This is a genomic window from Streptomyces canus, from assembly GCF_041435015.1.
In the GTDB taxonomy this organism is placed as follows: domain Bacteria; phylum Actinomycetota; class Actinomycetes; order Streptomycetales; family Streptomycetaceae; genus Streptomyces; species Streptomyces canus_G.
This window is the reverse complement of sequence record NZ_CP107989.1, coordinates 3,105,972-3,122,315: the sequence shown is the minus strand read 5'-3', so window position 1 is coordinate 3,122,315 and position 16,344 is coordinate 3,105,972. Positions and strand designations below refer to the sequence as shown.

Here is a 16,344-nt window from a genome sequence, read left to right as displayed (position 1 = left end):
ACGAAAGAGGGCCGGCACCTTTGTGGTGCCGGCCCTCTTTCGTCTGCTGCTTTCGCCTACTGCTGCGGCGGCTGTCCCGCGTTCGGGTCGTACGGCGGCTGCGGGAACCCGGGCTGCGGCTGACCCGGCTGACCCGGCTGACCGGTCTGCCAGGGCTGGCCGGGTTGGGCGCCGGGGAAGCCCTGGAACGGCGGCTGGGGCTGCTGCGGCTGTCCGGCGGGGGGTTGCTGCTGATGGCCCGGCATCGGGGGAGCCATGGTCGGCGGCTGGTGGCCGCCCTGTCCCGTCCACAGACCCTGCTCCTGCTGGGCCCGCACGAAGTCCTCGGCCACCATCGCGGCGAGGTCGAAGTACGCCTCCCGGACCTTCGGCCGCATCATGTCGAGGTCGACCTCGGCACCGGCCGCCAGGTGCTCGTCGAACGGTACGACGATCACGCCCCGGCAGCGCTGCTCGAAGTGGGTGACGATGTCCTCCACCTTGATCATCTTGCCGGTCTCGCGCACACCCGAGATCACGGTGATGGACCGCGAGACCAGGGACGCGTACCCGTGCGCCGACAGCCAGTCCAGCGTCGTACTGGCGCTGCTCGCGCCGTCCACCGACGGGGTCGAGATGATGATCAGCTGGTCCGCGAGGTCGAGGACCCCGCGCATGGCGCTGTAGAGCAGACCCGTGCCCGAGTCCGTGAGGATGATCGGGTACTGGCGGCCCAGCACGTCGATCGCGCGCCGGTAGTCCTCGTCGTTGAACGTCGTGGACACGGCCGGGTCGACGTCATTGGCGATGATCTCGAGGCCCGAGGCCGCCTGGGACGTGAACCGGCGGATGTCCATGTACGAGTTGAGGTACGGGATCGCCTGGACCAGGTCGCGGATGGTGGCGCCGGTCTCGCGCCGCACCCGGCGGCCGAGGGTGCCGGCGTCCGGGTTGGCGTCGATGGCGAGGATCTTGTCCTGCCGTTCGGTGGCGAGAGTGGAGCCGAGGGCGGTGGTCGTGGTCGTCTTGCCCACGCCGCCCTTGAGGCTGATCACCGCGATCCGGTAGCAGGACAGCACCGGGGTGCGGATGAGGTCGAGCTTGCGCTGCCTCTCCTGCTCCTCCTTCTTGCCTCCGAGCTTGAACTTGGAGCCACCGGGAGTGGGGCGGCTGCTCTTGGCCTTCTGCTTCTTGCTGTTGACCAGCCGGTCCGAGGTCAGCTCCACCGCGGCGTTGTAGCCCAGCGGCGCGCCGGCGCCGGCGACCTGCTGCCGCTGGTCGTGTTGGACGGCCGCGGGCCAGGCTCCACCGGTACGGGGGTCCACGCCGGGCTGGCCCGGAGCGCCCGCGTAGGGGCCGGGCTGGGGTGCCTGCGGCGGCTGCTGTCCCGGGAACTGCGGCTGCCCCGGCTGGGCCTGCGGCTGTGCCGGGGGCGGCGGCACGGGCTGACCCGGCTGGCCGGGCTGTGCGGGGGCCTGCTGCTGGGGGTAGCCGTAGCCGCTCTGGTCGGGCTGCGGAGCGGGGGGCTGGGGGAAGCCGTAACCGCTCTGGGGGTTGGGGGGCGCGGGCTGCTGGGGGTAGCCGTAGCCGCCCTGGCCGGGCTGGGGCGCAGGGGGCTGGGGGAAGCCGTAACCGCTCTGCGGGTTTTGGGGATTCTGCGGGTTCTGCGGGGCCGGGGGCTGTGGGTAGCCGTAACCGCCCTGTGCCGGCTGGCCTTCCGGCTGCGGCGGAGTGGCCGGCCAGCCCCCGGGCGCCGGTTGCGGTGCCTGGGGCTGGGGGGCGGCCGTCGGCTGTGCGGGCGGGAGCGGGGCGCCGGGCTGTCCGCCCGTCGACCACTCCGGGGCCGACGGCGGTGCCGCACCGGGCGCCGCCGACGCGAACTGGGGCGGGAGGGGCGGGACTGCGCCCTGGGGAGCCGGCGGGGGACGCCAGCCCTCCTGCTGGGCGTGGGGCTGCTCGGGGGCGGGGTTCTGGGCAGGCTGGGGCTGCTCGGGTCCGGCGGCGACCTGCGGTGCCTGGGGCTGGTCCGGTGCGGTGGTCCGCTGCTCGGCGTCACCGCTCGGGGTGGCGGCCGGGGGCGTATTGGCTTCCGGTGGCTCAGGGGCTTCCGGCGCTTCCGGTGCCGCGGCTTCGGCGGTGGGCGCCTGGGGGGCGGCCGTGGCCTCGTCGGTTCCGGTCTCGTCGTCGGAGGCGGATGTGGCTCCGGCCTCGCTCGAGGACGGGGCCGCCGCCGGTGCCTCGACGTCCGCCTCCGCGGACCCCTGCGGGGCTTCGGCGGGGGCCGAAGGCTCGGGGGCGGTGGGCGCGGTGGGCGCGGCGGGTGCCTCCGGCGACGGGGTGGCGGGGGGTTGCGGGGCGCTCGTCGCCGTGGCGGAGGACGCGTCGAAACGGCCTTCCGCTTCCTCTCCTGCGGGAGCCGCACCGCCGTCTGCGGCGGCGGGGGCGGGGGCAGGGGCTGCAGGGGGTGCCGGAGCCACGGGGGGCGCGGGGGCTACAGGGGCGACGGGAGGTGCGGGAGCCACTGGGGCCGCGGGGGGTGCGGGAGCCACCGGTGCCGCGGTGGGTGCCGTAGGGGGAGCGGGCGGCTGGGGGTAGCCGTAGCCGCTCTGGGGGTTCGGGGGAGCAGGCGGCTGGGGGTAGCCGTAGCCGCTCTGGGGGTTCGGGGGAGCGGGCGGCTGGGGGTAGCCGTAGCCGCTCTGGGGGTTCGGGGGAGCAGGCGGTTGCGGGTAGCCGTAGCCGCTCTGCGGGGGCTGGGGGGCCGCGCCGGGGTTTCCCGCCCACGGCGGCGGCGGAGGCGTTGCGCCGGCCGGGCCCGCGGAAGGGTCGAACTGCGGGCCGGGAACGGGAGCCGACGGTGCGGAACCGGACGTATCGGGGTAACCGGGGTGCGGTGCAGGCGCGGTGGGGGCAGCGGCGGGCGCGGGAGGTTCCGCCTCGGCCTCGGGCGCCGCGCTCTGCGTGTACCAGGCAGGCGCGGCGTAGTCGATGGTGAACTCGCCCGTCATCTCGGTGGCGGACTCCGCGTCGGACTGGTCGTCGCTGGGCGTGGTCCAGCCCGCGCGCAGCCCGTCCCGATCGCTCTGCACAATTCCTCCTGGTGTGGGGTCGAGCACCCTCGTGCCGTGTGGGCACTCATGTGCCGGGCTGGGGGCGACCGTTCCTGGTGTCCGATCCGTCTGAAGTCCCCTGGACGCGAACAACCCACCCGTGGGTTCTTACGCCGCACCCGCATCAAGCGTAAACGCCACCGGCGTCGGCGGGGCAGGCCCGTCCGCTGTGCGCTCGCGCCCAACGGACCGGTGCCTGCCCTGATGTCGGCCTTGTGACGATTGTCCGTCTTTTGGAGCCCGGGGCGGTCGGCTCTGTCCCGGCCGAGGCCGGGCCGTCCTGCCTACTCCGCCTGCTCCGCGGAGAGCCCGCCCTGGTGCTGTGCGGCCTCCAGGTCGAACTCGCCGTCGCGTGCGCCGAGTACGAAGGCCCGCCACTCCGCCTCCGTGTACCGCAGCACGGTGTCCGGGTCCAGGGAGGACCGCATGGCCACCGCGCCCTCGGGGAGGTACGCGATCTCGACGCGCTCCTCGTGCTCCTCGGTGCCGGGCGCGCTGTGCCATTCGACGCCGGAGATGTCCAGGCCGTACAGCTCGTCCCGTTCCCTCGCCTTTCGCGCCTTGACGTCCTCGTCCGGTGTCTTTGCGGCGATGTCGTCCGCGTCGGTCATGGTCGGCGGGCCCTTTCTCATGAGCGAACCTCGTGCACGAGCACCCTACTTGGCCTGGGCCCTCTCACACGGCGCAACGGTTCGGTTACGAACTCGCGTGAGGGGCCGCCGCCTTGGCCGCGTCACGAGTCCGCCCGTCAGTCCATCCGGCGGGGCGCCCCGAGGAGACCGGTCTCCGCGTCGGTGGGCTGGGTCATCACGTACTGCCGGTGCTTCTGCGTGCACCACAGGGCGACGTTGTCGGCGAGGGACGGCAGGGACGCGGCGTCGCCCTGGGGCAACCGCATGGACTTGCCGACCACTTGGGACTCCTGTGGAGAGATCCGCTGGACGCCGACGACGTCCGCGTTGGCCAGCAGCCGCGGGGCGGTCGGGCCGAGGTAGGGGAGCAGGGTCAGCACCGACTGCCAGGGCGCCGTGGTGAGACGGCTGCGCGGCGGGCGGATGCCCAGGTCGCGGATGATGAGCACCGGGCTGGCCGGGGACGGGCCCTGTGGGGCGATCCGGCCCACCTGGTGCACCGTCACGCACTGCTGGCCACCGCCGGCCGCCTGCGCCATCGGCGCCCACAGCTGCGGACGTGCCGTCTCCACGGCCACCCGCGCGCCGATCGCCGCCGCCCGCAGGGCGATGACCTGGGCCATCCAGGTGCCGCCCACCAGCACCATGTCCAGCCGCGTGGGGCGGCACAGCCCCAGCACCGCGGGCTGGTTGTCCTGATCGATGCCGAGGATCAGACCGTCGTCGCCGACGGGCAGCGTCAGCTGCGCCAGGACGTCGGCGTCGACGAGGTGACGCTCACGTCGGGGGCCGAGCAGACCGAAGGCTTCGCGCAGACGCCGCTCGGGACCGATCCGGGCGGGCTCGGGGGAGCGGGGCAGATGCCCGGGACGCTGTCCGGGGAAGCCCGGGGTCGACGATCCGAAACCGGAGCGGCCGGAGGGACGGACGGTGGGAGCGGACATCAGCGGGTACCTCCCAGCGGCAGGGTGGCCAGAACTCCGGGCAGTTGCTCACGGTCGAGCCGTACGAGTCCGACCTTGAACGCGGACGCGGCCCGCTCCAGGTGCTGGGCCGCCTCGCCCAGTTCGTTCTCACCGCGGCCGGTCAGGCGCACATGCCCGGACAGGGCGAGGACGTTGCCCCGGCGCCTGCTGATGGTGAGCGAGAAGGTGCTGGCCAGCGTGGGCGCCGAGGTCAGCGCGCCGACCAGCCGGGGGAACGCCGGACCGACGCCGCCGAACTGCGGCCACCGGGAGACCCAGTACGTGGTGTGCAGCCGGTCGTCGCAGCGCCAGGTACGGGTGCTCTCGGCCGTACGGCGGCCCGAGCGGCTCCCGTCGAGCGCGGCACCGCCTGTCGTGGCCATCGGATTGACGCAGCTGGAGGTCGCGATGGCGCCGCAGATGTCCGCCTCGCTCAGCACCTTGGCCTGCATGCCGACTCCCATGAGACGGCTGGCCAGCTGGTCGGCGACCCGCAGCAGCGCCCGCCGGGCCCCCTGCATACCGCCACCGCGGGCTTCCACGGCCTCGGGGCACAGTTCCGGGTCGAACTTGAGCGCGACCCAGGTGATGCGCAGCCCCGGGGTCATGCTCTGGGCCTGCAGCGGCCCGTAGGAGCGGACCGCCATGGCCTGCGGAGGCAGATGCGGTGCGGGCGCGGGCTGGGTGTGCTGGACGACCTGGACCGAGGCGAGCCGGATGTCGTCCACCTCCAGCAGGCCCTGCAGCAGATCGAGGGGGATGTCCCCGGTGCCGTAGGACGGACGCAGGGGGGTGTCGGCGGCCTGCACCTGCACGAGCGCGGTGAGGAAGGTGCCGTCGCCGAGCATGCCGATCTCACGCTGCTCGCGGTCCTGGAAGCTGTAGGTGCGCAGCGCCGGGTCGCACTCGACGGCCGGGGCGAAGCCGGGGTCGGTGCCGGGGGGCACGGGTTCGGCGTTGCGCTTGCGGCGGTCGCGGAGCGCGCGGGCGGTGCTGAACCACTCGGGCAGTGGACGACCGCGCCGGCGCAGCAGTCCGGCCAGGACCAGTGGTACGGCCAGCACGATGCCTACGGTGAGGCCGATGGGGCGCAGCAGCCAGCCGATCAGCAGGACCGCGGCGGCCAGTTCGAAGCCGACCAGGTGCTGGACGCGGATGGGGCCGATGCTGCCGGGGCGCCGGGCGAGCGACGGCGAGGCCGGGCTCGCGGGCCTCGGGGTCGAGGACGGCTGTGCCGGTTCCGGCACCTGCCCGGGCCCCTGGTTCTCCTGGGTACGACGGCTGCCGTTACGGCGCCGGGACCTGGTCGCAGTGCTCATCCCCCGGTACAACCCCTTTGCATTGTCTGGCCGCGACTTGAGCTGGCGGCGGATCACCGTACCCCGTACCGTACGGTGCGATCGTCACACGGCATAGTAGAGGCCCCTGCAGGAGCAAACGCCACGGACTACCGGGCGGCCCTGGGGAGTTCCGCATTCGGCAACAAAGCGAAAAAACGGGGAGTTGACCCATCGATGGCGACACGTCGGGATGAGCTGAACGCTTACTCCTTCGCGCGCAGGCGCACGGTGGCGGCGTTTCTTCAGCCGTCACCGCACGGTTCGGAAGAGGCGGCGCCGCGTCCCCTCAAGACCGTCCTGCCGAGTCTCGGTGTGGCGGTGCTGGTGCTCATCGGATTCGGCGCCTGGGGCATGCTCAGCCCGACCGCTCCGAAGGGCTGGGACGCACAGGGCAAGAACATCCTCGTCGGCAGCGAGTCGACGACGCGCTATGTCCTGGTGAAGACCAAGGGCGAGGACAAGCTCAGCCTGCACCCGGTCCTCAACCTGGCGTCCGCCAAGCTGCTGCTGAACGGCGAGAACCCCCAGGTCATGAAGATCAAGGAGTCGGTGCTCGACAACAGCAAGTACCCGATGGGCGCGACGGTGGGGATTCCGTTCGCGCCGGATCGGCTGCCGTCGGCTTCGGACGCGGAGAAGGCCAAGGTCTGGGCGCTGTGCGAGGCGCCGGGCTCGGACGGGCAGCCGGTGCGGGCCACGTACGTGCTGGACCAGGGCGACTACAACGACCTGATGCACAAGGGGAAGAAGGAGCTGAACCAGCGGGAGGCCCTCTACGTCGAGGGCCCCGCCGCATCCGGCGACACCACCGGTCCGCGGTACATGGTCACCGGGGACGGGCAGGCCTACCTGCTGGGCGGTGTGGGCTGGAGGCTCCAGGGGGAGGAGTCGATGCGGACGCTGGAACGCGCGGTGTTCGGTGCCGCGACGCCGCAGAAGGTCAGCGCGGACTTCATCAAGACGCTGAACGTCGCGGGCGACCTCGACTTCCCCGACCTGGGCGGGGACGTGGGGTCGCAAGCGCAGGTCGAGGGCCTCGATCCCAACTACTCCAAGGTGGGCCTGATCCTCGAGGCCGATGGTTCCATCGGCGGCAAGAAGCAGAAGTACATCGTGCTGAAGGACAAGGTCCAGGCGGTGTCGGACTTCACGGCGCAGATGTGGCTGCGCAGCACCTGGGTGGACGGCGCGTACGGCTCACAGAAGCCGGCACCGGTGGAGGTCAGGTTCAACGACGTCCAGCCGTCGGGTGGCGAGTGGATGTCGGCGAAGAACTGGCCCGAGGAACCGGTGACCGTGGCCAACACGCACTGGGAGAAGGGCGGGAACAAGGTCGCGTGCAGCATCTGGCACGGCGGCAAGGACGACCCGCGGACCGGCAAGGACCAGATGACCGTCTGGACCGGCCAGGACTACCCGAAGGACGTCTCCCAGAGCGGTTCGAGCACCTACGTCTCGCCCGGCAGCGGCCTGCTGTTCAAGCGCCTCACCGGGGCCGACGCCGGTGGCGGCAGCACCTTCCTGGTGACCGACACGGGGCTGCGCTACTCGGTCCCCGCGACGAACGACAGTCAGGTCACCGGCGGCGAGAAGGTCGACAACAACACCCAGCAGCAGACCAACACCGCCCAGGTCAGGCTCGGTTACGGCAAGATCAAGCCGGTCGCGGTGCCGGCCGCGTGGGCCGATCTGCTGGCGGCGGGGCCGGAGCTCAGCAGCGGGAACGCGGAGCAGGCGCAGGGGTCGTAGGCCAGGCGTCCGCACGACGTCCGAACGGCGTCCGAACGGCGTCCGAACGGAACGAGGGCTCTCCTTCAGGCTGTTGGGCCTGGGGGAGGGCCTTTGTGGTGTCTTCCTCCGTCCCCCCTGGTGGCCGCTTTGTTGGCCGCGCGCGTCGCGCGCGCATAGCAAACAACTTGTGAAAAAGGTGAGTTGAGTTCATCGCGATCTTGCTACAGAACCCTTCGGATGTTCGTTCTGTCGGCGGATGCGTCTAGAGTGGAGCCAGACCAGACTGGCTACGCCTGCCGCCCTTCGGCGGCGGTGTGGCGTGTGTGGGTCTACCTAGAACTCCTACGTCTCATGGGGGACACAACATGGCTGGACAGCAGTTCACCATGACCGAGGAGGAGATGGTCGCGTTCAGCGGCAAGATCTCCTCGGTCAACTCCTCGATCCAGGGCGAAATCTCCCGCCTGCAGACCGTGATCGACACGATCACGGGCGGCTGGAAGGGCTCGGCGGCCACCGCGTACAACAACCTGCAGTCGCAGGTGAACCAGGATGCCAACAAGATCAACCAGATCTTGAACGACATCAAGGAAGCGATCGACCAGAGCACCAAGGCCTACGCGGCTTCGGAAGAGGAGCAGCGCGCGTCCATCCAGAACATCGCGGCCTCGTCCCCCTTCGGATGATCGGACCCGTGCGCCGCGGCGCACGTCCGTGACCGACCATCCACACATCTGAGGAGACATAGAAGAGATGTCCGGGCAGATTCTTGTAAATTTCGCCACGATCTCCCAGGCCGCGCAGGACGTCCGCAGCACCGCGGGCAAGATCCGTACGCAGCTTGACGAGCTGGAGAGCGGCGTCAAGCGCATCTCCGCCAGCTGGGAAGGCTCGGCGCAGGAGTCCTACCGCGCCAAGCAGGCCGAGTGGGACCAGCGCGCCGCCTCCATGCAGCAGACGCTGGAGGCCATCGCGAAGGCCCTCGACAGCGCCGCCCAGAACTACCAGGCGACCGAGTCGAAGAACGCCCAGATCTGGGGCGGCTGACGTGACCGCTTGATGGGGGCGGGTGCGCTGTCGCGCACTCGCCCCCATCGGCGATTCACGGGGTGCATGGACTTTTCCGCTCAAAGCTGGTTCATGCGTCCCGTACAGAAACAAAACGGGAGGACGTAAAACAGTGGGATCCGGGGCATCGCGCACCGCGCGTCGGAGCGCCGCAGGCACCGCCGCCGTGGCGGTACTGGCCTGTGGGCTGCCCTTGGCGGGGGCCACATCGACTGCCGCGGCGGGGGCCACATCGACTGCCGCCGCAGAGCGCGTGCGGACCACCCTGGCCGACGACGACGTGCGCTTCCAGGTCGACGACACCAGCTGCTCGTTCCCGTCCGACATCATCAAGGGAACGCCCTGGTCGCTGCAGCGTGTCGTCCTGGACCAGCTGTGGCAGGACACCAAGGGCAAGAACGTCAAGGTCGCCGTCATCGACACCGGTGTCGACACCGTCAACGCGCAGCTCAAGGGCGCAGTCGCCAACGGCACGGACTTCCTGCACAAGGGCGGCACCGGCAAGACCGACCCCACGGTGGGCCACGGCACCAAGGTCGCGGGGATCATCGCGGCCAGGAAGCTCGACGGCACCGGTTTCGTCGGCCTCGCCCCGGAAGCGACGATCATCCCGATCCGTCAGAACGACGACAAGGGCAGCGGCAACGTCGACACGATGATCAAGGCGATCAAGTTCGCGGCCGACGCCGGGGCCAAGGTCATCAACATCTCGCAGGACACCGCTTCGAAGATGGCCCCGGATGTCGACGCCGCCTTCCTGCAGGCCGTCAAGTACGCGCAGGACAAGCATGATGCCCTGATCGTCGCGGCGGCCGGCAACGACGGCGCGGACGGCAAGGTCAAGGAGACGTACCCGGCGGCGTATCCGGGTGTGCTGGCGGTCGCGGCTTCCGACCGCAACAACGCCCGTGCCCCCTTCTCCCAGTCGGGCCCGTTCGTGGGCGTCGCGGCACCCGGCATCGACATGGTCTCGACCGTTCCGGTGGGCGGCAACTGCGTCGACCAGGGCACGAGTTTCGCGGCGCCGTACGTCTCGGGGGTCGCGGCACTGATCCGCGCCAAGCACCCCGAGTGGAACTACAAGCAGGTCATCACCCAGATCGAGCAGACGGCGGACCGGACCAAGGCGGGCCGCGACGACTTCGTGGGCTGGGGCGTCATCGACCCGGCCGCCGCGGTCAACGACGACACGGCGACGCCCTCGGCCGACGGCCCGAAGCCGGACACGGCGGGCCCCGCGGGCGACTCCGCCAACGTCCAGGCCGCGACACTGGTCCTCGGCGAGTCCGAACAACAACGGACGGAACGCTACGCGTTGTACGTCCTGGCGGCCGGGTTCGCGCTGGTGCTGCTTCTGTTCGGGGGCGGGCGGGTTCTGAGCGACTGGCGACGTAAGCAGGGTGTGGGTAACAACGTGGAGTCAACGGGGAGCTGAGCATTATGGCTGAGCAGTACAAGGTCGATCTGAGTGAGATCGAGGGGACGATCACCAAGCTCAACGGCGTCATCAGGGACATGACGACGTCCAAGTCGAGCTGCATGGGCAACACGTACCTGCCGCAGGGCGCGCTGGGTACGGGCTTCGGTGAGGCGAAGGCGCTGTACGACGCCCACGAAGCGATGAAGGAGCGTCTCTACGAGATCGTCGCGCACCTGGAAGACGTGCTGGACGACTTCGGGAAGAAGACGAAGAGGACGCATGACGCGTTCAGCGACGCTGAGGCGGAGAACTATGCGGCGTTCAACAGGAAGTAACGGGATGTCCTGCTACGGGGATACGAGGGGGCTGTAGGCATGGGCGACAAGGACATCGACGACTTCGAGTACGTCGAGACGAACCAGTGCATTTCGGCGAAGCACACCACGCCGTTCGGGCTCAACTTCGACATGGACCAGATGAAGGACATGGTCCGTGACGCCGACCCGGGCACCGTGACGAGGGTCGCGAAGGCCTGGGAGGCTCTCAGTAAGGACCTGGTCGGACCGGGCGGGATCAAGGAGAGCCTCGACGCCGCTGTCGAGCACGTTCTCGCCCACTGGGAAGGACAGAGCGCGGATCTGTTCAGGGAACGAGCCCAGGTGATCGGCACGAAGATCACCGACAGCTCCAAGTACGCCACCAACACCTCGGTCTCCCTGCGGGGCGCCGCCGCGAAGCTTGACGAGATCAAGCCCGAGGTCCTCGCGATGGAGAAGCCGGGCAAGGTCTCCAGCGCGCTCGACTACATCGGCAACATGGGCGACCGCGACGACTCGGGCGCGAACAACGCCCTCAAGAGCGGCGCCGGCTCCCAGGAGGCCCTCGACGGCAACGCGGGCAGCTTGTCCGAGGGGCGCGAGGCGCAGCTGCGGATGGCTGTGAAGATGGAGGCGTTGGGGGCGGCTTATAACAGTCGGGCTGCGGAGATGGGGTCGTGGAAGCGCGGCAGCGTCAACGACAGTGAGGACTACCCGGGGGACCCCGGCGGCGTCGCTCCTGCTCCTGTAGTCGTGCCCACTGAGACCGCGACGCGTAGCCCGCAGCGGGTTACGACGGGCACCGCTCGTAGTGGTCAGACCAGCACGATCAGCTCGTCCAAGGCGGTAACTCCCCCCTCGGGTATCACAGGTGGCGCACACAAGCCGACTGTCTCGGAGCCTCAGGTCGGCACGGCAATCGACGGCATTTCTGGTGGGCGGACGGGAGCACCCTCAATCGGCGGTGCCGGCACCGGCGCCGTCGGGGGAGGAACTGCTGGCGGTGGCGTCGGTGGCGGTGCTGGTTTCGTCGGTGGCGCGGTTGACGGAGCGGCTGGAGCCGGTGCAGCTCGCGGTGGCATGGTCGGCCGTGCCGCCGCAGGTGCTGGCGCCGGCGGTATGGCAGGCCGCGCCGGCGCTGGCGGCGTAGGTGGAGCGGGCGCAGCCAAGGGCGGGGCCGGGCGGGTCGGAGGTACGGCTCGTGGTGGCGTAGTCGGTGGCACGCCCAAGTCCGGCGCGGGTGCGGGCAGGGGCACTGCCGGTGGCTCGGGCCTGCACAGCAGCCGCGGCGCCGCAGGAAAGGGAGCCAGCGCTGTCCGTAAGGGCGGCATCGCAGGTGCTCCTGGTTCGCGCACTGGCCGCCGTAAGGAAGACGAGCAGCACGAGGGCGAGCGTCCCGACTACCTGGTCGAGGACGAGGAGACCTGGACCCCGCAGACGAACGCGGCTCCTCGAGTCATTGAGTAGTCGCCTGCAGTCGGGGCTCACCGGCACGTGACAGGATGCGTGGGCGTGGCTTCCGAGCCACGCCCACGTTCAGTAACGGGATAAGGAAGACGGAATGGTCTTGAAGCGAACGGCGCACGCATTGGGTGCCATGGCGCTGACTGTCGCGCTGATCCTTGCCGCAGCCCCTGCTGCTTCCGCCGACCAGACCAGACGTGACCAGTGGGCACTGGACGCACTGCATGCCGAGTCCGCGTGGAAGGTTTCCAAGGGCAAGGGCGTCACGGTTGCCGTCATTGACGGAGGAGTGAACTCCGAGCACGTAGATCTGAAGAACAATGTCCTCAAGGGCAAGGATTTTGTCGATGGGGATGATGATCCTTCGCCTGAAGCCTCGGAGAACAAACCAACTCACGGCACGCAGATGGCCGCTCTCATTGCAGGTCACGGGCATGGAGCCGGTGCAGCGGACGGAGTCATGGGACTGGCGCCGGAAGCTAAGATTCTTCCCATTCGAGCCGATCTAGCAGGATTCGCAGATGAGATCCGTTACGCGGTGGACAACGGGGCCTCCGTTGTAAATATTTCCATGGATATCCGCGACCAGTACTCTGACCGCGGCGGATCATCCGAAGATCTTGACGCGATCTCCTATGCGCTAAAACATGATGTCCTCATCGTGGCCGGTACGGGAAACGATGGAAAGCGCCGAGTCGGATTTCCTGCCATGGCGCCAGGGGTTTTGGCGGTGGGTGGGGTTGATCAGAACGGAACCATCTGGCAGGACTCCAACTACGGACCCGAGGTCTTGCTGACTGCCCCCGCTACACGCATCGTCAGCGCAGGTTGGCCGGGCAACAATCTCCAAATTGGAGACGGGACCTCGGACTCTACGGCCTTCGTGTCTGCAGCTGCAGCTTTGTTGCGATCGAAGTTCCCTGACCTTACGGCCGGGCAGATTGCTAATCGCCTCGTAAAGACTGCCGTACTCCCGGAATCTGCCAAGGGTGTCTCTCTCCCCGACGAGAAGTATGGCTACGGCGAAATCAGCCCGCTTGCCGCGCTGACGGAGAACATCCCCGCCGGGTCAAAGTATGGGCCGCTCGCGCCTCCAGGGTCGGAGAGCCCGTCCGCTGCGGCAAGTGCCAACCCCTCCGACACTGACTCCGCTGCTGAACAAGAAAAGGCAGACCAGAAGCAAATGCTCTTCTTCGTCGTCCTCGGCGTTGTCGCCTTGGTCGTGATCGGCCTCATCGTTCTTCTGATCGTGAAGCTGTCCCGGCGCAACAAGAACAACAACGGCGGTCCTGGCGGGCCCGGCAGCTATCCGAACTACGGCCAGCAGCCTGCTCCGCCGCAGCAGAATCCGTATCAGCAGCAGGTTGCTCCGCAGCAGAACCCGTATCAGCAGTCAACCCCGCCTCACGGGCAGTGGCCGCCGCAGCAGTAGGCACGGTCATCAACGTATTTATCTGACTGGGTATGTGTGTGGGCGCAGTGGCGACCTGTTCGTCATTGCGCCCACACTGCTGTCGCGCGCCAGACTGGTCAGACTTCGTACTGGGCGCTGATGATCCGTACGAACGCCTACCGAGTCGGCGGTGCGGGCATCGTGCCAGGCTCTGGGGAGCCGCTGTTCATGCAGCCGAACGCGTGGAAGCTGTTCGCCGAGAAACGGAAACTCGTCGGCATGGAGCGCAGGAGAAGGGCGTGGCATGCCGGGATCATGTGGCGCGTCACGTTCCGTCTGCGCGACTGTGGAACGTAGGCGTGTGGTGGTGCGTCTTGTCCCGTCGCTGCGGCGACGCCCGTGCAGTCAGCACAGACCCGAGACGCGTTCGTCGTGACAGCGAACAACCCTGTCCGGCGCGTGCCGTGAGGCCTCACAGTTTGCCGAAGACTACTCCCCGCCAGGTCCAGCCGGACTTGAGGACCGTGTCCCGCAGGGGGTTGACCAGGTCCGAGCTGTCGAAGCGGAAGGTCTGCGTCGCTGCGAGGCCGTCGTCGTCCGCTCGTTGGATGCTCCAGCGGGTGGAGACGGTCCGGCTCGGTCCGCGTGTGTACTGCGCCGAAATCTTGAGTGTCGGAGGGTTCCCGACGCGGCTGATCTCCCACCCCTCTTCGAGGGCGCGTACCTCATGGTCCTCGTGATCCAGCCGCATGCGGATGCGGATGGCGCGGGACAGTTGCGACTGGACGAAGAAGGTCTGCCAGGTCGGCTCCGCCAGTCGCCACTCCGCGACCAGGTCGACGTTTTCCGGGGCGCCGTCGCGGATGACGTAGGGGAGGTCGGGCCGGTTGAGGCCGAGCAGGGCCGTGCGTACTTCCCTGGGGGAGGCCGGCGTGACGCCGTCGGCGGGGCGCTGGGTGCCGGTCAACTTGTCGAAGAGTCCCACGAGGTCAATCTATGGGCTCTGCGACCACTGGTGGGAAGAACATTCGGAAGGGGACTACGCGGAGCGGAGGTCCTCGGCGGGTTCTGTGAAGTATTGGTGTCCTGCGAGTGGAAATACGACTGTGGTTTCCGCTGCCCGATCGAGCTTGTGCATTGTTTCGCTTCGCCGGGCTTTGTGCCAGGCATGTCTACGTCGCCGCTGCTCCTGCAATGTGTGCGGGTGTGTCGTGTCGTCGGTGGGCGCGAGATGCGCCGGCCGCGACGGGGCCCCCGTGCGTTCGGCTAGGCTGTGACGGCCAATAGGCGATGGGATGCGGTGTGCCCCGAGGTTTTCGAGCGACAACTTCGGCGACGGGGAGCCGAGTTGGAGCACCGGGCGATCGTGGTTTAAATGATCACGCAAGTTCACCCGCAATCGAATACTCACGGGGGTCTTTATGAAGACGCACATTCCGTCCGCCCGGCATGCAGCCGCCGCGCTCACTTGCGCCGTCGCACTCGTGTCGCTCACGGCCTGCAACAGCGACACCGCCGCCACGAAGTCCGCAGCCGGTTCCACGCCGTCCAAGGCCGCAAATGCCAGTCCCGCCGCCGAGTCGAACGGCATCGAGAAGCTCTCCCCCAAGGAGATCTACGACACGGGCATGAAGACCAATGCCCAGGCGGGATCCTTCCACGAGAAGATGGAGCGCGAGGGCACCAAGAGTGATCTGCGGCTCTCCGCCACGGAATGCGTCGGCACCGTCGAGATCTCGGGGAAGGGTTCCTTCGAGGTCATCCGCAAGGGCAACGACGTCTGGGCCAAGCCCGATTCGACGTTCGCCGAAGGGATGAACTCCGCCCTCGGCAAGACCGCTTTCTCCACCGACAAGTGGACCCACGGGACACCGAGCAACGCGCTGATGGCGAAGCTCGCCAGTTGGTGTCACCAGGAGCAGTTCACTGCCCCCGACACCCTCGACGCCGGCAGCAAGGTGACGAAGGGCAAGGTCACCACGGTGGACGGTCAGTCGGCGGTGCCGGTCGTGCTGTCGGGGAAGGGCGAGTCCGTCACCTGGTACGTCGCGACCACCGGCAAGCCGTACTTCATCAAGCAGGACAGCACCCGTGAGGACATGCAGGACCTCACGGACTCCGACTTCGGCACGGCGGTGGGTGCGAAGGCGCCCTCCGGGACGGTCGTGGCGGCGCCGGACGCCTGATCCGCAAACGAGGAGTGACGGCTCGACGGGCAAGTGCCCGTCGAGCCGTTCGCATTCGCGTCCGCCGCCTCCTCCTCGCGTCTCACGGTGCGGTGAACGGTGGTACACGCAAAGGAAGATCCGGTATGTTCGGCCTGCTTGATTGGCATGTCCTTGCCTACGCGCCGGACGCACGGCCCGGCCGGAGTGGGCACCTCACGTCGTACGGATGCAACGCAACCCGTGGTCGAGTGAGCGAACCGGGCATGCCCACCACTTTCACAACGGGGATGGGACAAGGGATGAGTACTCCCTTCGATGCACCGCAGCACAGCGGATCCACTCACACGCGGCTGAACTCCGTGCCCGCAGAGGGTGGTGGCGGGGGCGGCGGCGGTGGCGGCACCAACGTCGACACCCAGCGCCTAGACGAGGCTGCCAACGCGCTCGTCGAACTGCGCGGTGACACCGAGAACGTCGACAACGGCGCCGACGACGACTGCCTGAGCGCCTCCAGGGGGCTGAACAAGCACAGCGCCGGGGGCATGGCCGAGGCGGGCTCCTGGGCCACCGCCGGTTCTCTGGTGACCATGGACGTCCGTTGGGGCTCCCAGGTCCTCAACCTCAAGAGCCTGCTCCAGGACATCAGCGACAAGCTCCACACCACCTCCGGCCACTACACCAGCACCGAGCAGGAGGAACAGGCCCGGCAGCGCTCGATCAGCACGCCCTTCGGGTGAATCGGGCCGCCCGGGCCGTCGTC

Annotated in this window: 15 protein-coding genes; 10 read left to right on the top strand and 5 right to left on the bottom strand. The window is 68.8% G+C overall.

The features are described 5' to 3' along the window. Window positions 1-56: 56 nt before the first annotated feature. The 4 genes from OG841_RS13795 to eccE form a co-directional block, all read right to left on the bottom strand. On the bottom strand, window positions 57-3,065 hold the full coding sequence (locus OG841_RS13795) for an SCO5717 family growth-regulating ATPase (RefSeq protein ID WP_371565429.1): 3,009 nt from the start codon (window positions 3,063-3,065) through the stop codon (window positions 57-59). A 305-nt stretch (window positions 3,066-3,370) separates the two neighbouring features. Continuing rightward, window positions 3,371-3,697 (bottom strand): DUF397 domain-containing protein, encoded by a 327-nt coding sequence (locus tag OG841_RS13790; RefSeq protein ID WP_328643671.1) that lies wholly within the window; start codon window positions 3,695-3,697, stop codon window positions 3,371-3,373. A 137-nt stretch (window positions 3,698-3,834) separates the two neighbouring features. Next, window positions 3,835-4,662: a hypothetical protein gene (locus OG841_RS13785; protein WP_328641209.1), complete on the bottom strand. Its 828-nt coding sequence runs from the start codon at window positions 4,660-4,662 to the stop codon at window positions 3,835-3,837. Next, complete coding sequence (gene eccE, locus OG841_RS13780; protein ID WP_371565426.1) at window positions 4,662-6,002, bottom strand: type VII secretion protein EccE; 1,341 nt, start codon at window positions 6,000-6,002, stop codon at window positions 4,662-4,664. The genes OG841_RS13785 and eccE overlap by 1 nt, the downstream gene beginning before the upstream one ends. A gap of 195 nt (window positions 6,003-6,197) precedes the next feature. On the opposite strand from eccE, the gene eccB reads away from it, so the two are divergent. From eccB to OG841_RS13740, 8 genes are all read left to right on the top strand, one after another. After that, window positions 6,198-7,772 carry a type VII secretion protein EccB gene (gene eccB / locus OG841_RS13775; RefSeq protein WP_365122045.1) on the top strand — a complete coding sequence of 525 codons (1,575 nt, stop codon included), beginning with the start codon at window positions 6,198-6,200 and terminating at the stop codon, window positions 7,770-7,772. Between the two features lie 347 nt (window positions 7,773-8,119). Then, window positions 8,120-8,440 (top strand): WXG100 family type VII secretion target, encoded by a 321-nt coding sequence (locus tag OG841_RS13770; RefSeq protein WP_007385064.1) that lies wholly within the window; start codon window positions 8,120-8,122, stop codon window positions 8,438-8,440. A gap of 67 nt (window positions 8,441-8,507) precedes the next feature. Beyond that, entirely contained in the window at window positions 8,508-8,801 is a 294-nt protein-coding gene (locus OG841_RS13765) for a WXG100 family type VII secretion target (RefSeq protein ID WP_007385065.1), read from the top strand. 274 nt (window positions 8,802-9,075) lie between these two features. Continuing rightward, entirely contained in the window at window positions 9,076-10,257 is a 1,182-nt protein-coding gene (mycP, locus tag OG841_RS13760; RefSeq protein ID WP_371565424.1) for a type VII secretion-associated serine protease mycosin, read from the top strand. Between the two features lie 5 nt (window positions 10,258-10,262). Beyond that, entirely contained in the window at window positions 10,263-10,577 is a 315-nt protein-coding gene (locus OG841_RS13755; RefSeq protein WP_020122655.1) for a WXG100 family type VII secretion target, read from the top strand. A gap of 39 nt (window positions 10,578-10,616) precedes the next feature. After that, window positions 10,617-12,026: a WXG100 family type VII secretion target gene (locus OG841_RS13750; protein ID WP_371565422.1), complete on the top strand. Its 1,410-nt coding sequence runs from the start codon at window positions 10,617-10,619 to the stop codon at window positions 12,024-12,026. 94 nt (window positions 12,027-12,120) lie between these two features. Further along, a complete protein-coding gene (locus tag OG841_RS13745; RefSeq protein WP_371565419.1) occupies window positions 12,121-13,455 on the top strand; it encodes a S8 family serine peptidase in 1,335 nt (444 codons plus the stop codon). A 120-nt stretch (window positions 13,456-13,575) separates the two neighbouring features. Continuing rightward, entirely contained in the window at window positions 13,576-13,773 is a 198-nt protein-coding gene (locus OG841_RS13740) for a hypothetical protein (protein WP_365122054.1), read from the top strand. A gap of 115 nt (window positions 13,774-13,888) precedes the next feature. On the opposite strand, the gene OG841_RS13735 is transcribed toward OG841_RS13740, so the two are convergent. Then, a complete protein-coding gene (locus OG841_RS13735) occupies window positions 13,889-14,401 on the bottom strand; it encodes a hypothetical protein (RefSeq protein ID WP_365122057.1) in 513 nt (170 codons plus the stop codon). A gap of 436 nt (window positions 14,402-14,837) precedes the next feature. On the opposite strand from OG841_RS13735, the gene OG841_RS13730 reads away from it, so the two are divergent. Together OG841_RS13730 and OG841_RS13725 are read left to right on the top strand one after the other, a co-directional pair. Beyond that, on the top strand, window positions 14,838-15,602 hold the full coding sequence (locus tag OG841_RS13730; protein WP_328641216.1) for a hypothetical protein: 765 nt from the start codon (window positions 14,838-14,840) through the stop codon (window positions 15,600-15,602). A 341-nt stretch (window positions 15,603-15,943) separates the two neighbouring features. Beyond that, on the top strand, window positions 15,944-16,321 hold the full coding sequence (locus tag OG841_RS13725) for a hypothetical protein (RefSeq protein WP_365122059.1): 378 nt from the start codon (window positions 15,944-15,946) through the stop codon (window positions 16,319-16,321). Window positions 16,322-16,344: the final 23 nt, after the last annotated feature.